Here is a 23,515-nt window from a genome sequence, read left to right on the forward strand (position 1 = left end):
CCGCATACGAGGAGAACGGTATGCTTTCCCGATTGCTGCCGATTATTCGCAAAGAATTCATTCATATCATCCGCGACCCGCGCACGCTGGGGGTGATGTTCATCCAGCCGCTCTTGCAGCTCATTCTGCTGGGCTACGCGGCAACATCGGATGTGCGCAACACACCTCTGGCTGTGCAGGATCAGAGTCGCACGCCCGAAAGCCGCCACCTTGTCGAGGCGTTCACCCAGTCGGGGCAGTTTGCGGTGGCGCAGCTTGTGAGCAGCGAGCACGAGCTGGCCGCGCTGATCGACAATGGTAGCGTGCGCGCCGGGCTGATCATTCCGCCTTCCTACGCCGCCGACCTGAACGGCGGGCGCGGCGCGCAGGTGGCGTTTGTGCTCGATGGCTCCGACCCCTCGGTCGCGGCGTCGGCGCTCTCGTCGGCGCAACTGATTGGGCAGGTCGAAGCGACCAGCATCCAGCAGCAAACCCTGGCCCGGCGCGGAACCAGTGTGGCGCTCGCGCCGCCAGTCGAAGTGCGCCCGCGCGTCTGGTACAACCCCGACATGGCCAGCGCGGTGTTTATGGTGCCGGCGCTGATCGGCCTGATTTTACAGATGCAGGCCACGCTGCTCACCGCCTCGGCGATTGTGCGCGAGCGCGAGCGCGGCACCATCGAGCAATTGATCGTCACGCCCATCCGCCCGCTGGAGCTAATCCTGGGCAAAATTCTGCCCTACGCTTTTGTGGCGCTGATGATCACGCTGGAAATTCTGGTGATCGGCACTTTCTGGTTTGGCGTCGCAATCAAAGGCAGCATCCTGCTGCTGATTGGCATTGCCTGCCTGTTCCTGATCTCGTCGCTCAGCCTGGGCTTGCTGATCTCGACCATCGCGCAGACGCAGCAGGAAGCCTTTCTGCTGACGTTTCTGACCATCCTGCCGTCGGTGTTTCTGTCGGGCTTTATCTACCCAATTGCTGCGCTGCCGCGCGTGCTGCAAATAATCAGCGGGGTTGTGCCGCTCAGCTATTTCCTGGTGGTGGTGCGCGGCATTGTGATTAAGGGCGTGGGCGTGCCGGCGCTGGGCAGCCAGATCGTGGCGCTGGCGCTGTTTGGCGCAGTGCTGATTGTGCTGGCCTCCACACGCTTCCGCAAGCGGCTTGATTAGGGTGCAGGTTGACGAATTACACGTGGCAGGGTACAGCCGTTGGCGTAGCGCATACGCCCATTGACCATTCGAACTCTACGGAGGAACAATATGCACGCACGTGCACGAATAATCGCGCCGATCCTGGTGCTGGCGCTGATTGCAGGGGGCGGCTACTACTGGTGGAACGCGCGCAACGCCACGGCCAGCGCGCAGGATCTCAGCGGCTCGGGCACGATTGAGGCCGAGGACGTGGTGGTGACGAGCGAGGTCGCTGGCCGCGTGCAGGCGCTGATGGTGGACGAGGGCCAGGAAGTGCAGGCCGGCCAGCTGCTGCTGCGGCTCGACCCGGCCCTGCTTGAAGCGCAGCGCGACCAGGCCGCCGCCGCCGTTGGCGTGGCCGAGGCGAACCTTGCGCTGTTGCGCGCAGGCAGCCGGCCCGAGGACATTGCCGCTGCGCAGGCGCAGCTCGATCAGGCGCAGGCCGTGCGCGATGGCGCGGCGCAGGCGGTGGCGAACGCCCAGAAAGCGCTCGACGATCCGCAGCAGCTGCAGGCGCAGGTCGTGAGTGCCCAGGCCCAGCGCGACGCCGCCCAGCAGGCGCTCAACCAGCTGCGCGCCGGCACTCGCCCGGAAGACCTGGCGGCGGCCGAAGCCGCATTGCAGCAGGCCAATGCCGGCGCGCAAACCGCGCGCGACCAGCTCTCGCTGGCGAAGACGCAGGCCGAAATGGGCGTGCAGCAGGCCGCGCTGGCCCTCACCCAGGCGCAGGCGCGCTACGCCCAGGCGCAGACCAACTGGCAGTATGTACAGGAAACGGGCAACGACCCGATTGTGCCGAATGTGACCGACGCGAAGACGGGCAAGAAAGTGGCGAACAAGGTCAGCGATGGCCAGCGCGAAAACTACTACGCGCAGCTTGTGCAGGCCGAAGCTGCGATGCATCAGGCCGAACAGGCCGTGCAGCAGGCGCAGGCCGCCGCCGAAACCGCCCGCCAGGCCGAGGTCAATGGTGTGCAGGCCAGCGAAAGCCAGCTCGCCGCAGCGAATGCCACCGTGCAGAAAGCGCATAACGGCCCAACCAAAGAAGCCCTGGCCGCCGCTCAGTCGGCGCTGGCGAACGCCCAGCGCGCGCTGAACCAGGCGCTGGCCATGCGCAACGACCCGCAGCAGCTTCGCTCGGCCGCCGATGCCGCCAAGGCGCAGCTCGCCAGCGCCGAAACGCAAGTGACCCAGGCGCAGACGCGGCTGGAGCTTGCTCAGGCCGGCGCGCGCCCCGAGCAGGTGCAGGCCGCCGAGGCGCAGCTGGCCCAGGCCCGCGCAAACCAGCGCCAGATCGAGGTGCAGCTTGCCAAAGCCACGCTGAATGCGCCGCGCGGCGGCTTGATCCTCAGCCGCAGCATCCACGAGGGCGAGCAGGCCATCCCCGGCGCGTCGCTGATGACGATTGGCTCGCTCGACAGTGTGCGAATGACGCTCTACATTGGCGAAACCGACATTGGCCGCGTGCGCCAGGGCCAGGCCGTCGACGTCACGGTCGATAGCTTCCCAGGCCGCACATTCAAAGGCACGGTTTCGTTCATTTCGCAGGAAGCGCAGTTCACGCCGCGCAACGTGCAAACCAAAGACGAGCGCGCAACCACCGTGTTTGCGGTGCGCGTCGAGCTACCCAACACCGACCATGCGCTCAAGCCCGGTATGCCCGCCGACGCCGCGATTGTGGAGTGACAATATGAGGCGATGACATGATGAAACGTGCAACGCCGTCATCGTGTCACCGTGTCATCGTGTCAGGAATAGCCATGCAAGATAATGCCGCAATCGAAACGATAGACCTGTCGCGCAGCTTCGGCGCGGTGCACGCCGTCGCCGGGCTGAACCTGCAGGTGCCGGCTGGCCGCATCTACGGGCTGGTTGGCCCCGACGGTGCGGGCAAAACCACCACGCTGCGCATGCTGTGTGGCGTGCTGCTGCCCGACGCCGGCCAGGCAATGGTGATGGGCATCGACGTGGCGCGCGACCCCGAGCGTGTGCGGCGGCGGCTGGGCTACATGCCGCAGCGGTTCAGCCTGTATGGCGACCTGACGGTGCGCGAGAATATGCGCTTCTTCGCCGATGCCTATGGCGTGCCGCGCGCCGAGCAGCCGCCGCTGATCGAGCGCTTGCTGGGCTTCAGCCGGCTCGGCCCCTTCCAGAAGCGCCGCGCCGACGCGCTTTCGGGCGGTATGAAACAGAAACTTGCGCTGGCCTGCACGCTCATTCATAAACCCGCCGTGCTGCTGCTCGACGAGCCGACCACTGGCGTGGACCCGGTGGCGCGGCGCGAGTTCTGGGACATTTTGCGCGACGCGGTGAACCACGATGGCGTGACGGTGCTGGTTTCGACGCCCTACATGGACGAGGCCGACCGCTGCCACGCGGTTGGGTTTATGCGCGCCGGCACGCTCATGGCAAGCGGCACGCCCCGCGAATTGCAGAAATTAGTGCCCGGCGTGGTGCTCGAAGTGCAGGCGCGCCCGCTCCACGACGCCCAGAACGCCCTGCGCGAGCTGCCCGGCGTGCGGGAGGTGCAGGTCTTTGGCGACCGCTTGCACCTGTTTGCCGACGCTGCGCTGCCCGAAGGCGCGCTCCAGCGGCAGCTCGCCGCGCACAAGATTCCGCTGGTGAGCTGGCGCGTCATTCAGCCAACCATGGAAGACGTGTTTATGTTCTTGCAGCGCAGCGCAGAGGCGAGCGTTACCCAGGAAGCGTAGGAGTCATATCCACAGATGACACAGATTTCGCAGATTATGATGCGGAACAAAGCGCTATCTCACCCCGGCATCTGTGTAATCTGCGCAATCTGCGGATGAAACCTGCTGCGGCGCAGCGCGGTACAATACGCCCGCATTCGCCTTTGCAGCAGATGGAGCATTTCAATGGCACGGTTCAATGGGCTTGGCATGCACATGGGCAACCTATCGCGGCTGTCGGGCGCGCGGACGCGCTCGATTAGCCCCGAGAATTTCACTGGCGAGAAGGGCGGCGGCGGGCGCGCAACTGATGGTACCGGCGCGCAGGCCGCGCGCGACCTCGGGCTGGGCTGGAAAATCTCGCCCTCGATTGTGATCGCGCCGGGCGAAACCCGCGAGCTGGCGAACATCGACGGCGCGGGCGCGATTCAGCACATCTGGATGACGCCGACCGGCAACTGGCGCTCCAGCATCCTGCGCATGTACTGGGATGACTCCGACACACCGGCGGTCGAGTGCCCGGTCGGCGATTTCTTCGCCTGCGGCTGGGGCGTGTATGCGCAGGTCAGCTCGCTGGCGGTGTGCGTGAACCCCGGCAGCGCGTTCAACTGCTATTGGGAAATGCCGTTTCGCAAAGGCGCGCGCATCACTTTCACGAATATTGCCGACGAGCCAATGACGCTGTACTACCAGATCACCTACGCCGAAACGCACGTGCCTGAGGACGCGGCCTACTTCCACGCGCAGTTCCGCCGCACCAACCCGCTGCCGTACAAGGAAGTCTACACCATTCTCGATGGCGTGCAGGGCCAGGGCCACTATGTTGGCACCTATATGGCCTGGGGTGTGAATAATGGCGGCTGGTGGGGCGAAGGCGAGATCAAGTTCTTCATGGATGGCGACGCCGAGTTCCCAACTATCTGCGGCACCGGCACCGAAGATTATTTCTGCGGCTCGTATAACTTCGATGTTGGGAAGGACAATGGCGGCTATCGCGAGTTCACCACGCCCTACGCCGGCCTGCCGCAGGTCATTCGCCCGGATGGGCTGTATCGCTCGCAGACGCGCTTTGGCCTGTACCGCTGGCACATCGCCGATCCTATTCGCTTCGAGCACGACCTGCGGGTGACGATTCAGGCGCTTGGCTGGCGCAGCGGGCGGCGCTACCTGCCGATGCAGGACGACATTGCCTCGGTGGCGTACTGGTACCAGACACTGCCCGCCACGCCCTTTCCCGCCCTGCCCGACCGCGACGGGCTGGAGATTATTTAGGGTGCGGGGTGGGCGAACACAAGGTTCGCCCGTCGGCGTGGGATATCATAGGTATCATCGGATATCGGCGATTATCGTAGGGGTGTCGTGGGTATATCGTAGGGGCGGAGTCGGCGTGGGATATGATAGGTATCATCGGATATCGGCGATTATCGTAGGGGTGTCGTGGGTATATCGTAGGGGCGGAGTCGGCGTGGGATATGATAGGTATCATCGGATATCGGCGATTATCGTAGGGGTGTCGTGGGTATATCGTAGGGGCGGAGCATTTGCCACCAATACGAAAACCACTTCTATCGATAAGGGCAAATGCTCCGCCCCTACTGCATCGACATGCGTTGCGTCCGATCGTGGGGCGACCACGCACCACCGACGAACGACTGCGCACCACCGACGAATGACCGCGCACCGCCGACGAACGACCGCGCACCACTGACGAATGACTGCGCACCGCCGACGAACGACCGCGCACCACCGATGAATGACTGCGCACCATCGACGAATGACTGCGCACCATCGACGAATGACCGCGCACCACTGACGAAGGGCGTATTGCTATACGCCCAGACCATGGACCCCAGACCATGGACCCCAGACCCTGCGACTTTTTGGAGGCATGTATGGCCAGCACATATGCTGTTGAAACCGAAGACCTGACCCGCCGCTTTGGTGATTTCGTGGCGGTAGATCGGCTCACCATCAGCGTCGAGCCGGGGGAAGTATTTGGCTTCCTCGGGCCGAATGGCTCGGGCAAAACCACAACGATCCGTATGCTGTGTGGCCTGCTTGCGCCGACATCGGGCGTGGGGCGCGTGCTTGGCCTCGACATTGGCCGCGACCCCGAGCGCATCAAAGCGCAGATCGGCTATATGTCACAGAAGTTCAGCCTCTACCCCGACCTGCGCGTGCGCGAAAATCTGGAATTCTACGCCGATGTGTACGGTATTGCGCGGAGCGAGCGCGCCGCGCGCCTGGCCGACCTTATTGCGATGGCCGGGCTGAGCGGGCGCGAGCGCGAGCTGACATCGAACCTGTCGGGCGGGTGGAAGCAGCGCCTGGCGCTGGCCTGCGCGATTGTGCATTGCCCGCGCATGCTCTTCCTCGATGAGCCGACCGGCGGGGTCGATCCCGAGGCGCGGCGGGCCTTCTGGGATTTGATCTACGAGCTGGCGCGCGAGGGTGTGACGGTCTTCGTCACCACGCACTACATGGACGAGGCCGAGCACTGCAACCGCATCGGCCTGATGTATGGCGGCAAGCTGGTGGCGCTCGACACGCCCGCCGCGCTGAAGCACAGCACCATCAGCGGGGATGTGCTTGAGATCGAAGGCACACCACAGGAGCAGGCGCGCGATCTGGCGGCGGCGCAGCCTGGCGTGAGCGAAGTTGCCCCGCACGGCGCGCGCCTGCACGCGATTGTCGACGATGCGGGCATGCGCGCCCCCGCGCTCGACGCGGCGCTGCGGGCGGGCGGCATTGCCGATGTGCGCATTGAAGCAATCGACCCGTCGCTGGAAGATGTGTTTGTGGCGCTGGTGGCGCGCAGCGGCGCGGTGGCAGCCTAGCGCCGCTACGAAAGCGCGGCGTCTTCGCCCAGCAGCGCGCGCGCCGAGCGCCGCTCGAGCCAGCGCAGGATCATATTCGCGCCCAGGGCCAGCAGCGCGATTGCAATGCTGCCCGCCACGATCTTGCCGCGGTTGCCGGTCGCCACGCCGTCGAACAGCAGCCGGCCCAGCCCGCCGCCGTTGATAAACGCCGCGATCGTGCCAATGCCAATGATCGAAAGTGTTGCCACGCGCGTGCCGGCCAGGATCAGCGGCAGCGCCAGCGGCAGCTCGACGCGGGCGAAGCGCTGCCAGCCATTCATGCCCATGCCGCGCGCTGCCTCGACAATCGCCGGGTCGATGCCGACCAGGCCCACAACAACATTGCGCACCAGCACCAGCTGCGCGTAGGCAATCAGCGCGACGATGGCGGTGCGCGGCCCCAGGCCGAGCAGCGGGATAAGCAGCACAAACAGCGACAGGCTGGGGATCGTATAGATCACACCCAGCACGCCCAGCACCGGGCCGCGCAGCCAGCGCACCCGGCTGAGCAGCCAGCCCAGCGGCACGGCGATCAGCAGCGCGATTGCGAGCGAGATTGCGGCCAGGCGCAGATGCTCGCCCACCAGCCCGAGCACCAGGCCACTGTTATTGATCAGGTAGCGCAGGCCAGCCAGAATATTCTGCATTGGAAACGCTCGTTTCAGGCGCCAGCGGCGCGGCCCGCCACGGCTGCACGCATGGCCGCAAACGTCACTCGCCCAATTGTCTGCCCGCTCGCGTCGGTTACGCCCAGCGCTTCGCTGTTGCTCGCGAGCATGTGCGAAAGCGCGCTGCGCAGGTCGGTGTCGGCGCTGATCGTGGGCAGGCCGCTTGCCGCCGCTTTGTCGCCGTCGCTGCCAAGCACATCGCCCACATGAATCAGGCTCAGCCGGCGCAGCATATCGTCGGTGCCCACCAGCCGCTCGACAAACGCATCGCGCGGGCGCGTCACAATGCCCAGCGGCGTGTCGTACTGCACGATCGTGCCTTTGCGCATGATGATAATCTTGTCGGCCAGGCGCAGCGCTTCTTCCACATCGTGCGTGACAAACAGGATCGTCTTGTGGAGCTTGCGCTGAATAGCGGCCAGTTCGTCTTGCAGGCGCGTGCGCGTGATCGCGTCGATCGCGCCAAACGGCTCGTCCATCAGCATAATTGCCGGGTCGGCCGCGAGCGCGCGCGCCAGCCCGACGCGCTGCTGCTCGCCGCCAGAAAGCTGGCGCGGGTAGCGCGTGCGGTAGCTGCGCGGCAGGCCCACAAGGTCGAGCAGCTCGTCGATCCGCGCGCTGATGCGCGGCTTTTCCCACCCCAGCAGCTGCGGCACCACGGCAATATTCTGCTCGATGCGCATATGCGGGAACAGGCCGGTCTGCTGAATGGCATAGCCGATCTTGCGGCGCAGCTCGGTGGCCGGGATGCTCCGCCCATCGGCACCTTCGACAATCAGCCGGCCATCAGTGGGCTCGTACAGCCGGTTGATCATTTTGAGCAGCGTGGTTTTGCCGCAGCCCGACGGGCCAAGCAGCACCACAAATGTGCCCGCCTCGACCTCAAAGCTGACGTGATCGACGGCGGGCTGCGGCTCGCGCGGGAACTGCTTGGTCAGGTTTTCAACAACAATAACGCTCATAGCTGTTATATCCTGCCGGCAGCAGCTGCGATGGCCCTGCGTGTGTGAAGCGCGAGGCCATCGCAGCTGCTGGAACGGGCGCGCTACTTCAGCAGGCCCGAGCCCGCCAGGAATTCCTTCGCCACTGCGGCGTATTCTTTCCCGTCGATATCGACCTGCGCGTTCAGCCCGGTGATCACCGAGTCGGTCAGCAGCGGCGCGAGCTTGTTCAGCGTGTCCGCCACGGCCGGGTTGGCGGCCAGCGTATCCTGGCGGATCACCGGCGCGATGTTGTAGATCGGGTAGAGCGTCTTGTCGTCCTGCAGCACCACCAGCTTGTCGGCCGCGATGCGCGCGTCGGTCGTGAACACAACCACCACATCGACATCGCCACCCTTCAGGGCGTCGTAGCGCAGCGGGCCGGTGCCAAGCTGCTTGAACTCCTTGAACTGAAAGCCGCCATAGGTGGCCTGCAGGCCCTTGATGCCATCCTCACGCTCGGCAAACTCGGCCGGGCCGCCGATCGTCAGCTCGGGCGCCTTGGTCGCCAGATCTGAGTAGGTTTTGATGCCATACTTGTCGGCGGTCGCCTGCGTGACGGCCAGGCCCTGCGTGTCGTTGAATGGCGAGGGCTCGAGCCAGGTGAGCTTGAACTGATCCTCGTAGCCCTTCTTCACGGCGGCCAGGATCTCGCCTGGTTCCTTCAGCGGCTGCTGCTTCAGCACGGTCAGCAAGCCGGTTGAGGTATACTCGGGGTACAGATCGATGTCGCCATTCGTGATCGCGGCCTGCGCGATTGGCGTGCCGCCCAGGTTGATCTTGCGCTCCACGGTGAAGCCGGCGTTCTCAAGCAGCTGAGCGTACAGCTCGGCCACAATGAACTCCTCGGTGAAGTCTTTCGAGCCGATCTTGATCGTGCCGCCTGCGCCACCGCTGCTTGCGGCGGTCGGCTGAGCGGCGGTGCCAGCAGTTGGCTCGGCGGCTGCACTCGGCTCAGCGGCTGCGGTGGGTGCGGTGGCGGCGGTCGCTTCGCTTGAAGCGCCGGCGGTTGGCTCGGCAGCGGTGCCAGCGGTTGCTGCTGCCGGGGCGCTGGTGGCGGCCGTGCCGCCAGTGCTGGCCTGGCCGCAGGCCGCCAGCACCAGCGCCAGCAGCGCGCCCAGCACGAGGAATTTGTACGTACGAAGGTGTGTCATTGCGCAATTCTCCTGTATAAACCATGTATTGTCGCCTGCGTTCCGGCACGGCTGCCAGCGCGTAGCAGCTGCCCGGCTACGCAGACGCTCAACCTACGCCTCCGGTACGCTGAAGACGCGTTGGACGCCGCCCAGGATTCCCTCGGCGGCAAGCGCCAGCAGCGCCACCGGAATGGCGCCGACGAGCATAATGCGCGGTTCGTAAAGTGCGAACCCGCGTGTAATGAAATCGCCCAGCCCGCCGCCGCCAATAAATGCAGCCAGCGTCGCGCTGGATACCACCTCGACGGCGGCGGTGCGAATGCCAGCAATAATCGCCGGCAGCGCCAGTGGCAGTTCAATTCTGCCGAGCACCTGGCGCGCTTCCATGCCCATGCCATAGGCCGCCTCGGTCAGCGCCCGATCGACATTGTGCAGCCCGGCGTAGGTGTTGATGAGCACCGGCGGCAGGGCCAGCACGGTCAGCGCCAGCAGGGCCGGGCGGAAGCCGGTACCAAGGTAGGGCAGGGCGAGAAACAAGATCGCAAGGCTTGGCACCAGCCGTAGCGCACCAAATCCGTTGATCACAAGCTGCGCTGCCCGCGCCCGCCGCACAATCCAGATGCCGAGCGGCACGCCGATCAGGATGCTGAGCGCCAGCGCAGACAGGCTGAGCGATAAGTGCCGGCCCAGCGCTTCCCAGAAGCGGTCCTGGTTGGCAAGAAAATAGGTGTAGGCGTCCAGCAGCAACTGCATGTGCTTTTCTTCACGTATGCGAACGTTGGCCTACAATACCACGTTTACTGGTATTGTCAACTAAATTGATATACTTACTAAATAATTTCGACGGCAATAAATATGAGCCAGCGAGCTGCCGTGTTCTAAAGCACATGCTGCTTTGTGACCACCGGGCCGCCTGTGGCTCAATAGAATGTGTGCACGTTATGCAGTCAGCGGAAGCGACAATAGATGTTACAGATCTTCCCAGCGATACACCAGCTCATTACCCCACGCAATCTCAGCGGCTTGGCGATTGGCGCGCACAAACACGCGCGATTGTGCTGGAACCAGCTCGATAGCTATGGTGCGCCCGTGCCACTGCAGCGTCACCCCATAGCGCCGGCCAGCACTGCGCCATTGCACAGGCAGGTTCGGGCGCAGCCGCAGCCCATCCTGATCAGGCGCGATCCCAAGGACCATATGCAGCAATAAGTGGGCCGTGAACGCGCCCCAGCCATAGCCCTCGCCGCCGCAGCGCCCATCGGGCGGCCAGTATTCGCAGCTAATGCCGGGGAGGGTGCGCCCGGGCGGGTGGCTCCGCGCATCCCAGAAAAGGTAGGCGCGCTCGCAAATCGCTGCGGCCAGCGCCGCCGCCGTGTCGTGCAGCCCCGCCGATTGCGCGGCGGCGGTCGCCATCCACGCGCCCATGGGCCATGTCAGCGTCGCCGGGTCGAGCGCGGCGATTGCGGCGCGCAATGCTGCCACCTGCGCGGGCGCGGCCACGGCCAGCGCCAGCGGCGCAAGCAGCATCACGTCGTCCTGTGCGGTGAGTTGGCCGGCGCGTGTATCGAAATCCGCGAAGCGCGTGCCACTCCACAGCGCCTGCGTGCGGCCGGTCCATTCCTGCGCGAGTGTTTCCCAGCGCATAATCTCGTCGGTGCGGCCTAGCGCGGCGGCAAACTCGGCCATGGTGCGGCAGGCGTGCGCAAACGCGGCGTAGAGGTCGGCCGGGCGGATGTGGCGCACCGGGTGGCCGCCGCCCAGCGGCTGCGCGCCAAAGCGCGGCGAGTCGTCCTGCCCCGATTCCCAGCTGCATGCGTAGAACAGCCCGCCATCGGCGCCGCGCCGCTCGGCCAGCCACCAGTCGAGATAAGCCGCCAGCAAGGGATAGAGCTCGCCCAGCCACGCCGCGTCGGGGCGCAGGCGCCACAGCCACGCCGCCACCAGCCAGGGGCAGCCCCACGCTGGCGCGGTTCCGCACGCGCTGCCGTCGGCCGCGACCATGTTGAACGAGCCGTCTTCGCGCGAGCAGGGCACGTTGGGCGCGGGCGCGTCGCGAAAGGTGCCGAGCAGTAATTCCTGCGCGGTGGCCGCATCGGCGTAGGCTAGCAGCAGCGCGTCGATCGCGGCTTCGGCCAGCACCACGCGCGGCGCATGTATCTGCATGGCATCCCACACACTGCGGTAGATGCCAGCGGGCGGCTTGACCATCATACGCAGCGTTTCGAGGTCGTAGACCAGCCCGCGCCGCCAGTGCGCCGGCCAGTCGCCCGTGAGCTGCGGCGCGGCGTCCCAGAAAGTTGTGTCGGCGGCGCGCTTGCGGGCGGCTTCGGCGGCCATGCCCGTGCGCGCCGCATCGAGGTGGCGCAAAGCCTCGGGCAGGGTGCGCCCGCGCGCCAGCAGCACGTCGAGCGGGCCAGTTGGCGCGGCAAAGCCCAGCACCGCGTGGAGCGCGACCGTCTCGCCGCGCCGGCCCAGCACCGGCACGAAGCCGCCGTCTGGCAAGCCCGGCGCGGCCTGCGCCAGCCAGCCGGGTTTAGCCGCGCCCGCCGCAATGCCATAATCGCCCCACGGCTGCGCGGCCCACAGCACAAAGGCCTCGCCATCCTCGAAGCCTTGCAGCACCAGCCCTTCGGCGGTGGCGCGGCCCACCAGCCCCGACTCGCCCCACTCGCCGTTGGCCGCCAGCACGCGCTCGTACTCGGCCACCACGGCAATGCGCGCCGCGCCACTCGCTTCAAGATGCAGGTGCAGCGTGTCGTTGCCAAGCAGCTGGTAGGTGGCGGTGCAGCGCGCCGCGCCCTGTTCCAGCGCAAAGGTGAACAGGTCTTTGGAGTGGTAAGGGCTGCTGGCATGCGCAAAATCGCGCAGCGCAAGCGCACCATCGAGCGCGACGCGCAGGCCGGCGCGGTAGCTTTCGCGCCGCCCGCCATACATGCCCGCGAAGGCTGGGAAATGCCAGCGAAAGCCAGCGTCGTGCGAGCGCAATACGCCCAGCGGGTTGAGCTTGCGCGTGTGCGCGGGTACGTCGAGATAGCCGTGGGGCGTGTAGTCGTCGGGTGGGAAGGGCATGGCAGTATTCGGTCGTCAGGAGTCAGGCATCAGGAGTCAGAATGACGCACTACGTTCCATAAATCCAAGAACGTAGTGCGTCGTGCATTGGGATTATCAAAAGTATTCAAAACCTTCGTGCCTTCGTGGTGAAATTCTAAGCCGGCGCGGGATCATTCAGGATCAAACACGCCTCGGGCGGGAAACTCACGCCAATCGGCTGGCCGTGCTGCGGCGGGTTGAGGTGCGGGTTGTTGAACTGATCGAACTGCAGCGCCTGGTCGCCAAAGCGCACGCGCACGCGCATCGTCGGCCCGAGGAACATCACGTCTTCGACGGTGCCGCTGATGTGATTCATGCCATTGCTGGCGGGCGTGCCATTCATCGAAATGATCTCGGGGCGCAGCGCCACGCTGATCGACTGGTTGGCCGGCACGCCCTCGATCGGCTTGGCGGCGGTGATTTCCTGGCCGGCCACGCTCAGCCGCCCGCGCGCCGGGTCGGTTACCGTGGCGTTCAGCACATTCAGCGTGCCCACGAACGAGGCTACAAAGCGCGTGGTTGGGAAGTTGTAGATCTCGAACGGCGTGCCAATCTGCTCGACGCGGCCATTGCTCATCACCACAATCCGGTCGGAAAGCGACAGTGCTTCTTCCTGATCGTGCGTGACATAAATTGTTGTGATGCCGAGCTGGCGCTGGATCGAGCGGATCTCGTTGCGCAGCGACACGCGAATTTTTGCGTCGAGCGCGGAAAGCGGCTCGTCGAGCAGCAGCACTTGCGGCTGGATGGCGAGCGCGCGCGCCAGCGCCACGCGCTGCTGCTGGCCGCCCGAAAGCTGGTAGGGGTAGCGCCCGCCAAACTCGGGCAAGTGCACGATCCGCAGCATCTCGGCCACGCGCGCCTTGATGTCGGCGGCGGGCTTGCGCGCAACCTTCAGGCCAAAGCCAATATTGTCGGCGACGGTCATGTTCGGGAACAGCGCGTAGGACTGAAACACCATGCCGACATTGCGCCGGTTGGGCGGCGTGTAGGTCATATCCACGCCGTTGATGCGAATCTCGCCCGAGGTTGGCTTTTCAAAGCCGGCGATCATGCGCAGGGTGGTGGTTTTGCCGCAGCCGCTCGGGCCGAGGAACGAGATGAACTCGCCGCGCTCGACTTGCAGGTCGAAATTTTCGACGGCCACGCTTTGCGCGAAGCTCTTGCGCACCGAGTTGATTTCAAGAAAGGCCATAGCCTGCTTTCCTTTTGCGCTTGCTTGTGCCCGAAACTGCGGAGCCAGGAACCAAGAACTAAGAACTGCGGAACTACAGAACCGCAGAACTACATAAGACTTCGGATTTACGATTAGCGCTTGGAATGCACTACTCGGTAATCGAAAATCCTAAATCGTAAATCGTAAATGCACTAGCGCGTGCCCACGATCCGCGCGCGGCCCGGCAGCCGCCGCCCAACCAGTTCCAGCGCGCCAATTGCTGCCCACGTCAGCACAAAGCTGATAATCGCCAGCGCCGATGGCTCGTACACCTTGCTGCTGCTCAGCTGGTTCATGTATGGGCCGAAGGCCGGCTGCGAGAGCAGCGACGCAATCGTGAATTCGCCCATCACAATCGCGAAGGTGATGAACGCGCCGCTCAGCAGCGCAATATACACATTCGGGAAAATCACGCGGAACAGCACGGTGAACCAGCCAGCCCCCAGGCTTTGCGCCGCCTCAGTCAGCACGCGCGCATTGATCGAGCGCAGGCCCGTGTCGACGGCGCGGTACATATAGGGGAAGGACAGCATCACATACGCGCCAACCAGCAGCGCATAGGTGCCGTTGCTGCTATCGGTCAGGGCGGTGCGGTTGTAGGTGCGGATAAGCGCGAACACCAGCACCACCGCCGGCACCACAATTGGCAGCAGCGTCAGGAACTCAATCACCGGGCGCAGGCGCGGCAGCCGCAAATTCACCCAGTAGGAGGTTGGCACGATCAGCAGCGCGCTGACCAGAATGGTGATAACGGCAGTGCGAAACGAGAACGAGAAGCTTTGAAAGAACAAGGGCGACTGCAGCACGTTCTGGTATGCCGTAAGCGAAAGCTGGCCCTTTTTCGCCTGCAGCGAGAATTGCAGCGTCGCAAACAGCGGCACAAAGAAATAGATTGTGCCAAGCAGCAGCCAGACCCACGCCCAGGGCGATGTGCGTTTGACAATCATAGCGAATCGCTCCTGCGGTCTAGCCGCTTTGCCAGCGCTCGGCAACGCGGCGCATCCACGAGTACAAGGCGATTGTGATGGTCATGATGACGATCATGCCAAAGGCCAGCGCGTTGCCCAGCCCCGGGTTCGAAAGCGCGTCGCTGCTGAGCTGCGCGCCAATCAGGATGGTCACAACATTGCCCTGCGCGCCGCCGCCAGTGAGGGCGAAGGCGGTAGCGTGCGCGCCAAAGGCATTGCCAAACAGCAGCGCCATGGTGCCGAGGATCGAAGGCATCAGAATGGGCAGCGCGATATAGCGCCAGTATTCCGCAGTGCTGGCGCCCAGGTTCTGCGCGGCTTCGCGCCACTCGGCCCGCAGGCTGTCGAGCGCGGGCGTCATCACCAGCACCATCAGCGGGATCTGGAAGTACACATAGGTGATCGCCAGGCCCCAGAAGCTGTACAGGCTAAAGCTCGGGTAAAGCGCGATGCCGAAGTTCGTGCGCAGGAACTGCGTCACCAGGCCAAGCTGGCCGAGGGTGGCAATAAACGCAAAGGCCAGTGGGATGCCGGCGAAGTTCGACGCCACGCCCGAGAACGTCAGCAGCGACGAGCGCACCCAGCCGGGCAGCGCGCCAATCGTGACGGCATAGGCCAGCAGAAAGCCCAGTAGCCCGCCAATAACTGCGGTGATGGCGCTCAGCTCGATCGTGTAGAGATACGACGAGAGAATAAACGGCTGGTTGAGATCGATGACGTTTTGCAGCGTCAGATTGCGCGCCGGGTCGAGAAAGGTCTGCACAACGATCGAAAATGCTGGGTAGAACAGAAACGCGATCACAAAGAGGAAAAACGGCACAACGCCCAGCCACGTGAGCGGCAGGCGCAGGGGGGCGCGGGTGTGCGGCGGGCTCTGGCTCGTTTCGGCGCCAACGCTCTGGGCCATGGGCTACTCCTGGCTGGGCAAACGTTCTGATACCACCAAGGCATCAAGACACCAAGAGTCCCTGGTGTGTCGATGCCCTGGTGGTGCAGTATACGGCCTGTGCTACTTCACCGTTGCGCCGACCACGGTGGGCCAGCCCTTCTTGATCGCGTCGGTGGCCTTGTTGATCTGGTCGCCGCTGGGGATGCTGATTTTCACATCCGTGCTTGGCAGCTTGGCCAGCAGGTCGGCCGGGATCTTGTTGTTCTTCTTGAGGTCGTCGAAGCGCGCCGGCGAGGCGTAGCCCTTGAGCCACAAGAGCTGGCCTTCGTCGGAGTACAGGAACTCCATCCACAGGCGCGCGGCGTTCGGGCGCGGCGAGTAGGCGCTGATCGCCTGCACGTACACGCCAGCGAGCGAGCCGCTCTTCGGCACCACCACGGCGATCTCGGGGTTGCCGGCCGAGGCGTCGCGGTTGGCCAGGGCGTTGTAGTCCCAGCGCAGCGCGATCGGCGTTTCGCCCTTGGCGATGGTGGCGGGCTTGGCGATCACCGGCAGCAGGTTGCCGGCATCGTTCAGCTTCTTGAAGAATTCCAGGCCGGGCATGGCGTCGTCGAGCGAGCCGCCATTGCCAAGCGTCGCCGCCCACACCGCGTTGATCGCCTGGCCCGAGCCGGTTGGGTCGCCGGCGAGCGCGATCTGGCCCTTGTACTCAGGCTTGAGCAGGTCGGCCCAATCTTGCGGCACGTTCTGCACCACGGCGGTGTTGACTTCAAAGGTCATCACGCCATAGTAGTCGGCGTACCAGTAGCCGTCGGCGTCCTTCAGGCTGGCCGGGATGGTGTCCCACGTCGCAACCTTGTAGGGCTGGAAGATCTTGTCGGCCTTGCCCTGGTCGCCAAACACAAACGCCACGTCGACGACGTCGGGGTTCTGCGGGCCGTTGTTGCCGGCATTCGCCTTGATCGCCTCGATTTCCTGCGCCGAGCTGCCATCGGGGTTGAGGTCGTTGTGCTTCAGGAAGGGGTACTTCGCCAGGAAGGCTTTCTTGACCTCGCCATAGTTGGCCCAGTCGTCGGGCAGCGCAATGGTCGAAAGCTCGGCCTCTTTCTTGGCGGCTTCGACCAGGGCATCCATGCCGCCGGCCGTCTTGACATCGATCGGGCCAGGGGCCGGGGCGGCGGGCAGCTGCGCGGGGACGGCAGCCGTAGCGGCGGCCGGGGCGGCAGCGGCGGTGGCCTCGGGCATGGCGGTGGCTGCGCCACCAGCGGCCGGGGCCGCCGTGGGCGGGGTGGTGGTGGCTGCACCGCCGCCACAGGCGGCCAGCAGCGCACCAAATCCAGCGGCCGTACTCATCTTGAGAAAGCGGCGCCGAGTCACATTCCCTGTGGACATCTGTTTCCTCCGTAGTGTGAGAGAGGGTTATAACTGACCGACCATCGCGCAATGGCCTGGCGGAGAGCCAATGGCGAACCACTGGCCGTGCCAGAATCACAGCGATGTGTCGAGCTCAGACAACATCGGCGTGGGTGAGACGGGCGTCCCAACTCGGTTTTTGGGTTCCAGTACGGAGAATTTGGCACGCCTAGTGTATGCCATGCGCGTATGGCTGTCAAATAAAGCATACTGGTGCGGTATTAATGGTTGGTTGACACACCATTAAGGGCAAGTAAAATTCGTCCAACCTCCTCCTGTACCCGCCGACCTGTTCCCGCCGACCTGCGTGTCGGCGGCCAACCCGTTCCCGCCGACCTGTTCCCGCCGACCAGCGTGTCGGCAGCTAAACAAATATGCTATACTACGGCAACCGCAGACTCCGCCTTGCCGTGCGCTGCATGGCGTATTTGCCCGCGCGGCGTACCGAGGAAGAAGCATGTCGTACACAGACCAGCAGCGTCAGCAGATCGCCGGATGGATCGCTCAGAAAGTGCCGCGCCTCACCAGCGAGGGCTGCCCATTGTGCGGCAGCACCACTGGCGGCTATGGCGTCGAGCGCGTGACGCTGCCTGCGCTTGAGGTGCCGCTGCTGGCGGTTGCCTGCCGTAACTGCGGCCACATCATGCTGTTCAACGAGCAGTCGGTACTCACTGCCAAGCACTAATGCGCTCGTAGCGCGGGGATAGGGGATGGGGAATAGGGTTTGGTGGTGCCAGCGCGAAACTTTGGTCCTTGTTTCCGCATCGCTTTCCTGATATTGCGCTAGGAAAAAGAAGTGCGGGGCATCGAGAATGCCCTGCCGCTCTGCCCCGCTGCCGCGCGGGCGCGTGCCGATCACACATGCCGCGCCCGCACCAGCCGATCTATTGCTCCGTTCGCCCTTGGAGCACATTTTCCTGCCCGTCGTGTGAAGCGTTGCTTGCATCGGACGGCGTGCTGTGGCGCAAAATCGCCCGCGCCGCAATAAAGTGCGACACCTCAGTCGTGCTGCCCGGCACTGTCAGCTCCAGCGCCCGCTCTTCCTCAACGCGATCTGCCACGGTGGCGCGCTCGTGCTGGCGCATGTGCTCGTCCCACGAGGCCACCACAAAAGTTTCCAGCACCCGCTCAATATCGGCCGCGTCGCGGAACAGGCCCCAGCGCGCCGCGCCATCGCGCCGCCGAATGATCTCCACCGCCGCCATGGCCTGAAAAAAGGCTTCCTGCTGCTCCTCGGCCACGCGGTACGCCACCGTGATGAGCACCGGGCCGTCGTCGGCGCGCGGTTCCTCGGCCAGCTCGGGCTCGGGCCAGTGCTGCGAAGGGCTCAGGTCGAGCGATTCGTCGGGGCGAAGCTGCCAGCGCAGCGCGGCCAGCGCGCCCAGCGCCAGCAGTGCCGCCGCCGCCAGCAGCGCGACGCGCACGCCATAGCGCTCGGCCACCACGCCCCACAGCGCGCTGCCGCCGGCCAGCCCGCCCTGCGAAACCAGCAGGTACACGCCCAGCGCGCGCGCCTGTACCCAGCCCGGCACAATCATCTGCGCGGTCACGTTCAGAAAGGAATTGATCGTCAGCCAGCCCACGCCAATCAGCAGCAGCGCGGCGTTCAGCGCGATGATGTTCTGCACCAGCGCCAGCACCACAAACACCGCCGCGAAGATCAGCGTCAGTGCCAGCATCATCGCTTCGACCGAGAAGCGCGCGCGCATGCGTGGCAGCAGCACCGCCCCGCCCACCGCGCCAAAGCCAATGCTCGCCAGCATAATGCCGTAGCCCAGCGGCCCAAGCCCCAGCTCGCGGGTGGCCACAACCGGCAGCAAGGCCCATAGCGCGCTGGCTGGCAGCATAAACGTTGCTGTGCGCACCAGCACCGCCCGCAGCGGCGGCGAGTGGCGCGAAAAGCGCAGGCCAGCCGCCACCGCGCTGCGCATGCGCTCGGGCCGGGCCGGGGCCGGGCGTTCGGCTGGCTGCCAGCGCCCAATCACCAGAATAATGCCGAAGAACGAGGCGGCATTGAGCATAAACACCGCCGCCGGCCCGGCCGCCGCCACCAGCAGACCGCCAATCGCCGGGCCAATCGCGCGCGCGAGGTTAAAGCCCGCGCTGTTCAGCGCCACGGCAGTGGTGAGCTGCGAGCGCGGCACCAGCTCGGGCACAATCGCCTGCCAGGCCGGGGCGCTCAGCGCGCCGCCCAGGCTGATCAGAAAAGTCAGCGCCAGCAGGATCGCTGGCGTCATCCAGCCGACGATCGCGAGCCCGCCAAGCGCCGCCGCCACGATCAGCATCCACACCTGCGTCACCAGCACCAGCCAGCGCCGGTCGATCATGTCGGCCAGTGCGCCGGCGGGCAGCCCAACCAGCAGCAGCGGCAGGTTGCCCATGGTGGTAAGCAGCGCCACCGGCACCGCCGAGGTGGTGAGGTTGGTCATGAGCAGGGCTGCGGCCACGCCCTGCATCAGCGTGCCGATGTTCGAGACGAGTGCCGCGAGCCAGAGTGCGCGAAAAACGGGGTAGGCCAGCGGCCCCCAGGCCGAGGCGCGTCGAGAAGGTGTTGGGGTTGTCGTAAGCTGCCTCCGCGTCTGCGATCCAATGCGATCGGCAGCAGCGCAGCGCGGCGCCGAACGCAGCCACCATCAGCATAATTCAGGCCATGGCGGAGTTCCAGGTTGGAATGTTCCAGGTTGCAGGTTGCGCCGACGACGAATGACGAATGACGAAGCTCGCGCCCTGAGTGCGGCGTTAGCCGTGTATCGAAGGGCGATGGCTAGGAAAATGAACCGCAAAGAACGCAAAAAGCGCAAAGAGCTGAAGTGTGCAAGTGTGAAGTTCACAGGCTGACTGCCAGCTGCCCACTGCGAACTGCCGCTGCTCACCCTTTCATCCCTTCATCGTGTCACCCTGCAACAGACGTATGCGATACGCCCCGGCACCAACCTGCAACAGGCGTATGCGATACGCCCCGGCGCCAACCTGCAACAGGTGTATGCGATACGCCCCGGCGCCAACCTGCGAACTCGCCCCTACCAGCGCGGCAAGCGTGCCTGCCAGCCCGGCTCGATCTTCTGCATCTCGGCCTGGTCGTCGCGGAATTGCAAACCGCAATCCAGGTATTGCTGGTGCATGCGATCCAGCTCGGCGTGATCAAGCTCGACGCCCAGGCCCGGCCCGGCCGGCACCGCCAGCGCGCCATCCTCGAACTGGAGCTTGCCGCCAACGATCACTTCTTCCCACTGCCACGGGTAGTGCGTGTCGCAGGCGTAGGTCAGGTTGGGCACGGCGGCCGCCAGGTGCGTCATTGCGGCAAGCGAAATGCCCAGGTGCGAGTTGCTGTGCATGGAAAGGCCAATGCCCCAGGTGCGGCAGATCCGCGCCAGCTCGACCGAGGCGCGCAGCCCGCCCCAGAAGTGGTGGTCGCCCAGGATGATCTGCACGCTGCCCAGGCGGATCGTTTCGGGCAGGTCGGCAAAGCTCACCGTGCACATATTCGTCGCCAGCGGCAGGGACGTTTGCTTGGCCAGCGCGGCCATGTTTTCCTTGCCCACCACCGGGTCTTCATAATATTCGAGCAGGCCTTCCAGCTGTTTGGCGCAGCGCAGGCTGGTTTCCAGCGACCATGCGGTGTTCGGGTCGATGCGCAGCGGCACATCTGGCCCAAAGGCCTCGCGCATCAGGCGGATCGAGCGCACTTCTTCGTCGGGCTCGAGCACGCCGGCCTTGATTTTGATCGACTCAAAGCCAAAGGCCTCGATCATCGCCTGCGCCTGCTCGACAATTCCTTCGGCGCTGAGCGCCTCGCGCTGGCGGGCGGCTGGCCAGCCGCTGGTGGCGGATGGATCATTCTCGAAGCCCCACGGCCCGCCCGCGCCGGCATGTTTGTAGAACAGGTAGGCGCTGAACGGCACACGCTCGCGCACCTTGCCGCCCAGCAGGTCGCACACCGAGTGGTTCGTCGCCTTGCCGATCATGTCAAGGCAAGCAACCTCGATTGCGCCAAAGGTGCGTGGCGGCGAGCCAAGCTTGCCTTCCCACGGTTTGTTGGTGCCATCGCCGCGCGAATTGCCCCAGATCGCGTCTTCCAGCGCGGCAAGCTGCCAGGGGTCGCGGCCAATCACCAGATCGCGCACGGCCTCCAGGTCGTTCACCACTGCTGCGCCGCCGTGCGTTTCGCTCACGCCGGTCGTGCCGTCGTCGGCCACCAGCTCAATGATCGTGCGCAGGGCGTAGGGCGCGTGCAGGCCAAAGGCGGCGCGCAGCGGCGGGTCGCCAAAGGCGATCGGCGTCACGCGGTATTCAACGATTTTCATACTCTCTCCACACACTCATGCGCAAGGGCGAAGCATCTGCACGCATCGTGGCCAGCAAACCCTTTGACGATACTTGGTATCGCGAGTGCCGCTGCGCCGTTCATGAGTCGCAAATGCTTCGCCCTTGCCAGGCTATGCCGATCTCGATCAGCCCTTCACACTACCCGCCGTCAAACCCTCGACCAGGTAGCGCTGCGCGTAGATATACACAATCACCACCGGGATGGCCATCAGCAGCGACGCGCCCATCAGCTGGCCCCACGGGTAGATGTCGCCAAACACCAGCAGCTGCAGGCCCACCGGCAGCGTCTTCAGGTTTTCGCTGGTGATGAACACAAACGCGAACAGGAACTCATTCCACGCATTGGTGAAGGCGAACAGCGTCACTGAGAGCAGCGCCGGCGCGGCCAGCGGCAGCGTAATGCGCCAGAACGCGCCCAGCCGCGTCGCGCCGTCGATCATTGCCGCATCTTCCAGATCTTCGGGGATGGAGCGGTAGTAGCCCAGCATCACCCAGGTGGCGAATGGCATCAGGAAGGTTGGGTAGGTCGCGATCAGCGCGGCGTAGGAGTTGATGATGCCAATGTTCACCAGAATGCGGTAGAGCGGGATGAACAGCAGCGAGCCCGGCAGCAAGTAGGTGATCAGCAGCAGGGTGGTGAGCGTTTCGGCACCACGGAACTTCAGGCGTGCCAGCGCATAGCCCGCCAGCGCGGCCAGCGCCACCGACAGCGCGGTGCTGCTCACCGCCACGATCACGGTGTTGCGGAACCATGTCAGGTACGGTGTATCGAAGATCAGCGAGCGGAACTGCTCCAGCGTCCACGGCTCGGGCCAGAAGATCGAGGCGTAGCGCTGGATCTGCAGGTCGGTTTTGAACGAGGTGATCACCACCCAGTAGAACGGGAACAGCACAAAGGCCAGCAGCGGCAGCATCAGCAGGATGCGCAGCACCAGGCCCAGCTGTTCGCGCTGCGAGCGCCGCAGAAGCGGCTGGTCGCGCAGTTCGGCCGAGCGGTTGGAGCGGAGCGAGCTGCCCAGAACTCTGCCCAGCTTTGCCGCGCCGGCCAGCAGCAGCTCAAACGGCCAGAACAGAACGCTCAGCACCGCGTCGAGCCCGCGCCCAAGCCAGTCGAAGATGCGATCGACCCAGGTGTCATCGCTGCGGCGGGCCGGGTCTTGCCGCATGAAGCGCGCCAGCACGAGAATAAACAGCGCCAGCACGGGCGCCATGCTCAGCGCCACCGCCGCGCCAGGGCCGAAGCGCAGGCCCACAATCGCGCGCTCGTAGGCCAGAATTGAGTAGAGGCGTGTCGCGCCGCCCGGGCCACCGCCCGTCATCAGGTACACCAGGCCAAAGGTGTTGAAGGTTGAGATCGTCGAGAGCAGCAGCGTCACGATGATCACATACTTCAGGCCCGGCAGCGTGATATGGCGGAAGCGCTGCAATATGTCGGCGCCATCCACTTCGGCGGCTTCATATTGTTCGCGGTCGATGGCTTTCAGGCCAGCCAGCAAAAGCATGGTGTAGAAGGGAATGCCCTTCCAGATATTCACCGCGATCACGCTGGGCATGGCAAACTTGGTTTCCGAGAGCCAGCCAATCGGGCGGCTGGTGATGCCCAGGCCCATAAGGATGGGGTTCAAGCCACCAAAGATCGGGTCGAAGATGCTGCGCCAGGCCATCGCCGTCACCACCTCGGGCACGATCCAGGGCAGCAGCATAATGCCGGTGAGCACATTGCGGAATGGCATTCGGCTGTTCAGCAGCAGCGCGATGGTCATGCCAACCACAAACTTGCTGGCGATCGAGATCGTGGTGAAGCGGATGGTATTCGCCACCGACGAGCGGAAGTCGGCATCCTTCCACAGCAGCTCGTAGTTCCTCAGCCCCACAAATGTCTCGCTGCGGGTGACGATGTTGCGGGTGGTGAAGCTCAGCAGGATCGCATTGATGAAGGGCCAGAAGATCAGCCCAACCATGATGATGACGAGGGGCAGAACAAACGGCAGCGCGACCTTCCAGTCGCGGCCAAGGAACGGCTCGCCGCGCCGGGCCCGCACTGCGGTTGCGCGTGCCCCGATGGTGCTTGTGGTGGCTCGTTTGGCCATGGGCATCCCTCCTTTGGGA

At 64.7% G+C, this 23,515-nt stretch carries 18 protein-coding genes; 6 read left to right on the plus strand and 12 right to left on the minus strand.

Annotation, left to right across the window (positions count from 1 at the left end; all coding sequences use genetic code 11):
- Positions 1-20 precede the first annotated feature (20 nt).
- From M1P90_RS04335 to M1P90_RS04355, 5 genes are all read left to right on the plus strand, one after another.
- Positions 21-1,151, plus strand: a complete 1,131-nt coding sequence (locus M1P90_RS04335; protein ID WP_483701427.1) for an ABC transporter permease — start codon at positions 21-23, stop codon at positions 1,149-1,151.
- A 90-nt stretch (positions 1,152-1,241) separates the two neighbouring features.
- Positions 1,242-2,858 (plus strand): HlyD family secretion protein, encoded by a 1,617-nt coding sequence (locus M1P90_RS04340; RefSeq protein WP_483701428.1) that lies wholly within the window; start codon positions 1,242-1,244, stop codon positions 2,856-2,858.
- 74 nt (positions 2,859-2,932) lie between these two features.
- Complete coding sequence (locus tag M1P90_RS04345; protein ID WP_483701429.1) at positions 2,933-3,883, plus strand: ABC transporter ATP-binding protein; 951 nt, start codon at positions 2,933-2,935, stop codon at positions 3,881-3,883.
- Positions 3,884-4,048: 165 nt separating this feature from the next.
- Positions 4,049-5,134, plus strand: a complete 1,086-nt coding sequence (locus M1P90_RS04350) for a glycoside hydrolase family 172 protein (protein ID WP_483701430.1) — start codon at positions 4,049-4,051, stop codon at positions 5,132-5,134.
- Between the two features lie 620 nt (positions 5,135-5,754).
- On the plus strand, positions 5,755-6,699 hold the full coding sequence (locus M1P90_RS04355; protein WP_483701431.1) for an ABC transporter ATP-binding protein: 945 nt from the start codon (positions 5,755-5,757) through the stop codon (positions 6,697-6,699).
- A 5-nt stretch (positions 6,700-6,704) separates the two neighbouring features.
- On the opposite strand, the gene M1P90_RS04360 is transcribed toward M1P90_RS04355, so the two are convergent.
- The 9 genes from M1P90_RS04360 to M1P90_RS04400 all read right to left on the minus strand — a co-directional run bounded on the left by M1P90_RS04360 (position 6,705) and on the right by M1P90_RS04400 (position 17,059).
- Positions 6,705-7,367 carry an ABC transporter permease gene (locus tag M1P90_RS04360; RefSeq protein ID WP_483701432.1) on the minus strand — a complete coding sequence of 221 codons (663 nt, stop codon included), beginning with the start codon at positions 7,365-7,367 and terminating at the stop codon, positions 6,705-6,707.
- Between the two features lie 14 nt (positions 7,368-7,381).
- A complete protein-coding gene (locus M1P90_RS04365; RefSeq protein ID WP_483701433.1) occupies positions 7,382-8,350 on the minus strand; it encodes an ABC transporter ATP-binding protein in 969 nt (322 codons plus the stop codon).
- Positions 8,351-8,433: 83 nt separating this feature from the next.
- Complete coding sequence (locus tag M1P90_RS04370) at positions 8,434-9,522, minus strand: glycine betaine ABC transporter substrate-binding protein (RefSeq protein WP_483701434.1); 1,089 nt, start codon at positions 9,520-9,522, stop codon at positions 8,434-8,436.
- 93 nt (positions 9,523-9,615) lie between these two features.
- Positions 9,616-10,257 carry an ABC transporter permease gene (locus M1P90_RS04375; protein WP_483701435.1) on the minus strand — a complete coding sequence of 214 codons (642 nt, stop codon included), beginning with the start codon at positions 10,255-10,257 and terminating at the stop codon, positions 9,616-9,618.
- A gap of 216 nt (positions 10,258-10,473) precedes the next feature.
- Positions 10,474-12,573: an MGH1-like glycoside hydrolase domain-containing protein gene (locus M1P90_RS04380; RefSeq protein WP_483701436.1), complete on the minus strand. Its 2,100-nt coding sequence runs from the start codon at positions 12,571-12,573 to the stop codon at positions 10,474-10,476.
- A gap of 136 nt (positions 12,574-12,709) precedes the next feature.
- Positions 12,710-13,789, minus strand: coding sequence for an ABC transporter ATP-binding protein (locus tag M1P90_RS04385; RefSeq protein ID WP_483701437.1), 1,080 nt, complete (start codon positions 13,787-13,789; stop codon positions 12,710-12,712).
- A 173-nt stretch (positions 13,790-13,962) separates the two neighbouring features.
- Entirely contained in the window at positions 13,963-14,757 is a 795-nt protein-coding gene (locus tag M1P90_RS04390; protein WP_483701438.1) for an ABC transporter permease, read from the minus strand.
- A 19-nt stretch (positions 14,758-14,776) separates the two neighbouring features.
- Entirely contained in the window at positions 14,777-15,685 is a 909-nt protein-coding gene (locus tag M1P90_RS04395; RefSeq protein ID WP_483701439.1) for an ABC transporter permease, read from the minus strand.
- Between the two features lie 102 nt (positions 15,686-15,787).
- Positions 15,788-17,059: an ABC transporter substrate-binding protein gene (locus M1P90_RS04400; protein ID WP_483701440.1), complete on the minus strand. Its 1,272-nt coding sequence runs from the start codon at positions 17,057-17,059 to the stop codon at positions 15,788-15,790.
- 478 nt (positions 17,060-17,537) lie between these two features.
- Between M1P90_RS04400 and M1P90_RS04405 the strand changes: the two genes are divergently transcribed.
- The gene (locus M1P90_RS04405; RefSeq protein ID WP_483701441.1) at positions 17,538-17,765 is read left to right on the plus strand and encodes a hypothetical protein; all 228 of its coding nucleotides are present in this window, start codon (positions 17,538-17,540) and stop codon (positions 17,763-17,765) included.
- Between the two features lie 199 nt (positions 17,766-17,964).
- On the opposite strand, the gene M1P90_RS04410 is transcribed toward M1P90_RS04405, so the two are convergent.
- The 3 genes from M1P90_RS04410 to M1P90_RS04420 form a co-directional block, all read right to left on the minus strand.
- A complete protein-coding gene (locus M1P90_RS04410; RefSeq protein ID WP_483704602.1) occupies positions 17,965-19,707 on the minus strand; it encodes an MFS transporter in 1,743 nt (580 codons plus the stop codon).
- Between the two features lie 393 nt (positions 19,708-20,100).
- The gene (locus M1P90_RS04415; RefSeq protein ID WP_483701442.1) at positions 20,101-21,384 is read right to left on the minus strand and encodes an enolase C-terminal domain-like protein; all 1,284 of its coding nucleotides are present in this window, start codon (positions 21,382-21,384) and stop codon (positions 20,101-20,103) included.
- A 147-nt stretch (positions 21,385-21,531) separates the two neighbouring features.
- The gene (locus tag M1P90_RS04420) at positions 21,532-23,496 is read right to left on the minus strand and encodes an ABC transporter permease (protein ID WP_483701443.1); all 1,965 of its coding nucleotides are present in this window, start codon (positions 23,494-23,496) and stop codon (positions 21,532-21,534) included.
- Between the last annotated feature and the right edge of the window lie 19 nt (positions 23,497-23,515).

It is taken from the genome of Kouleothrix sp. 19917, from assembly GCF_057073505.1.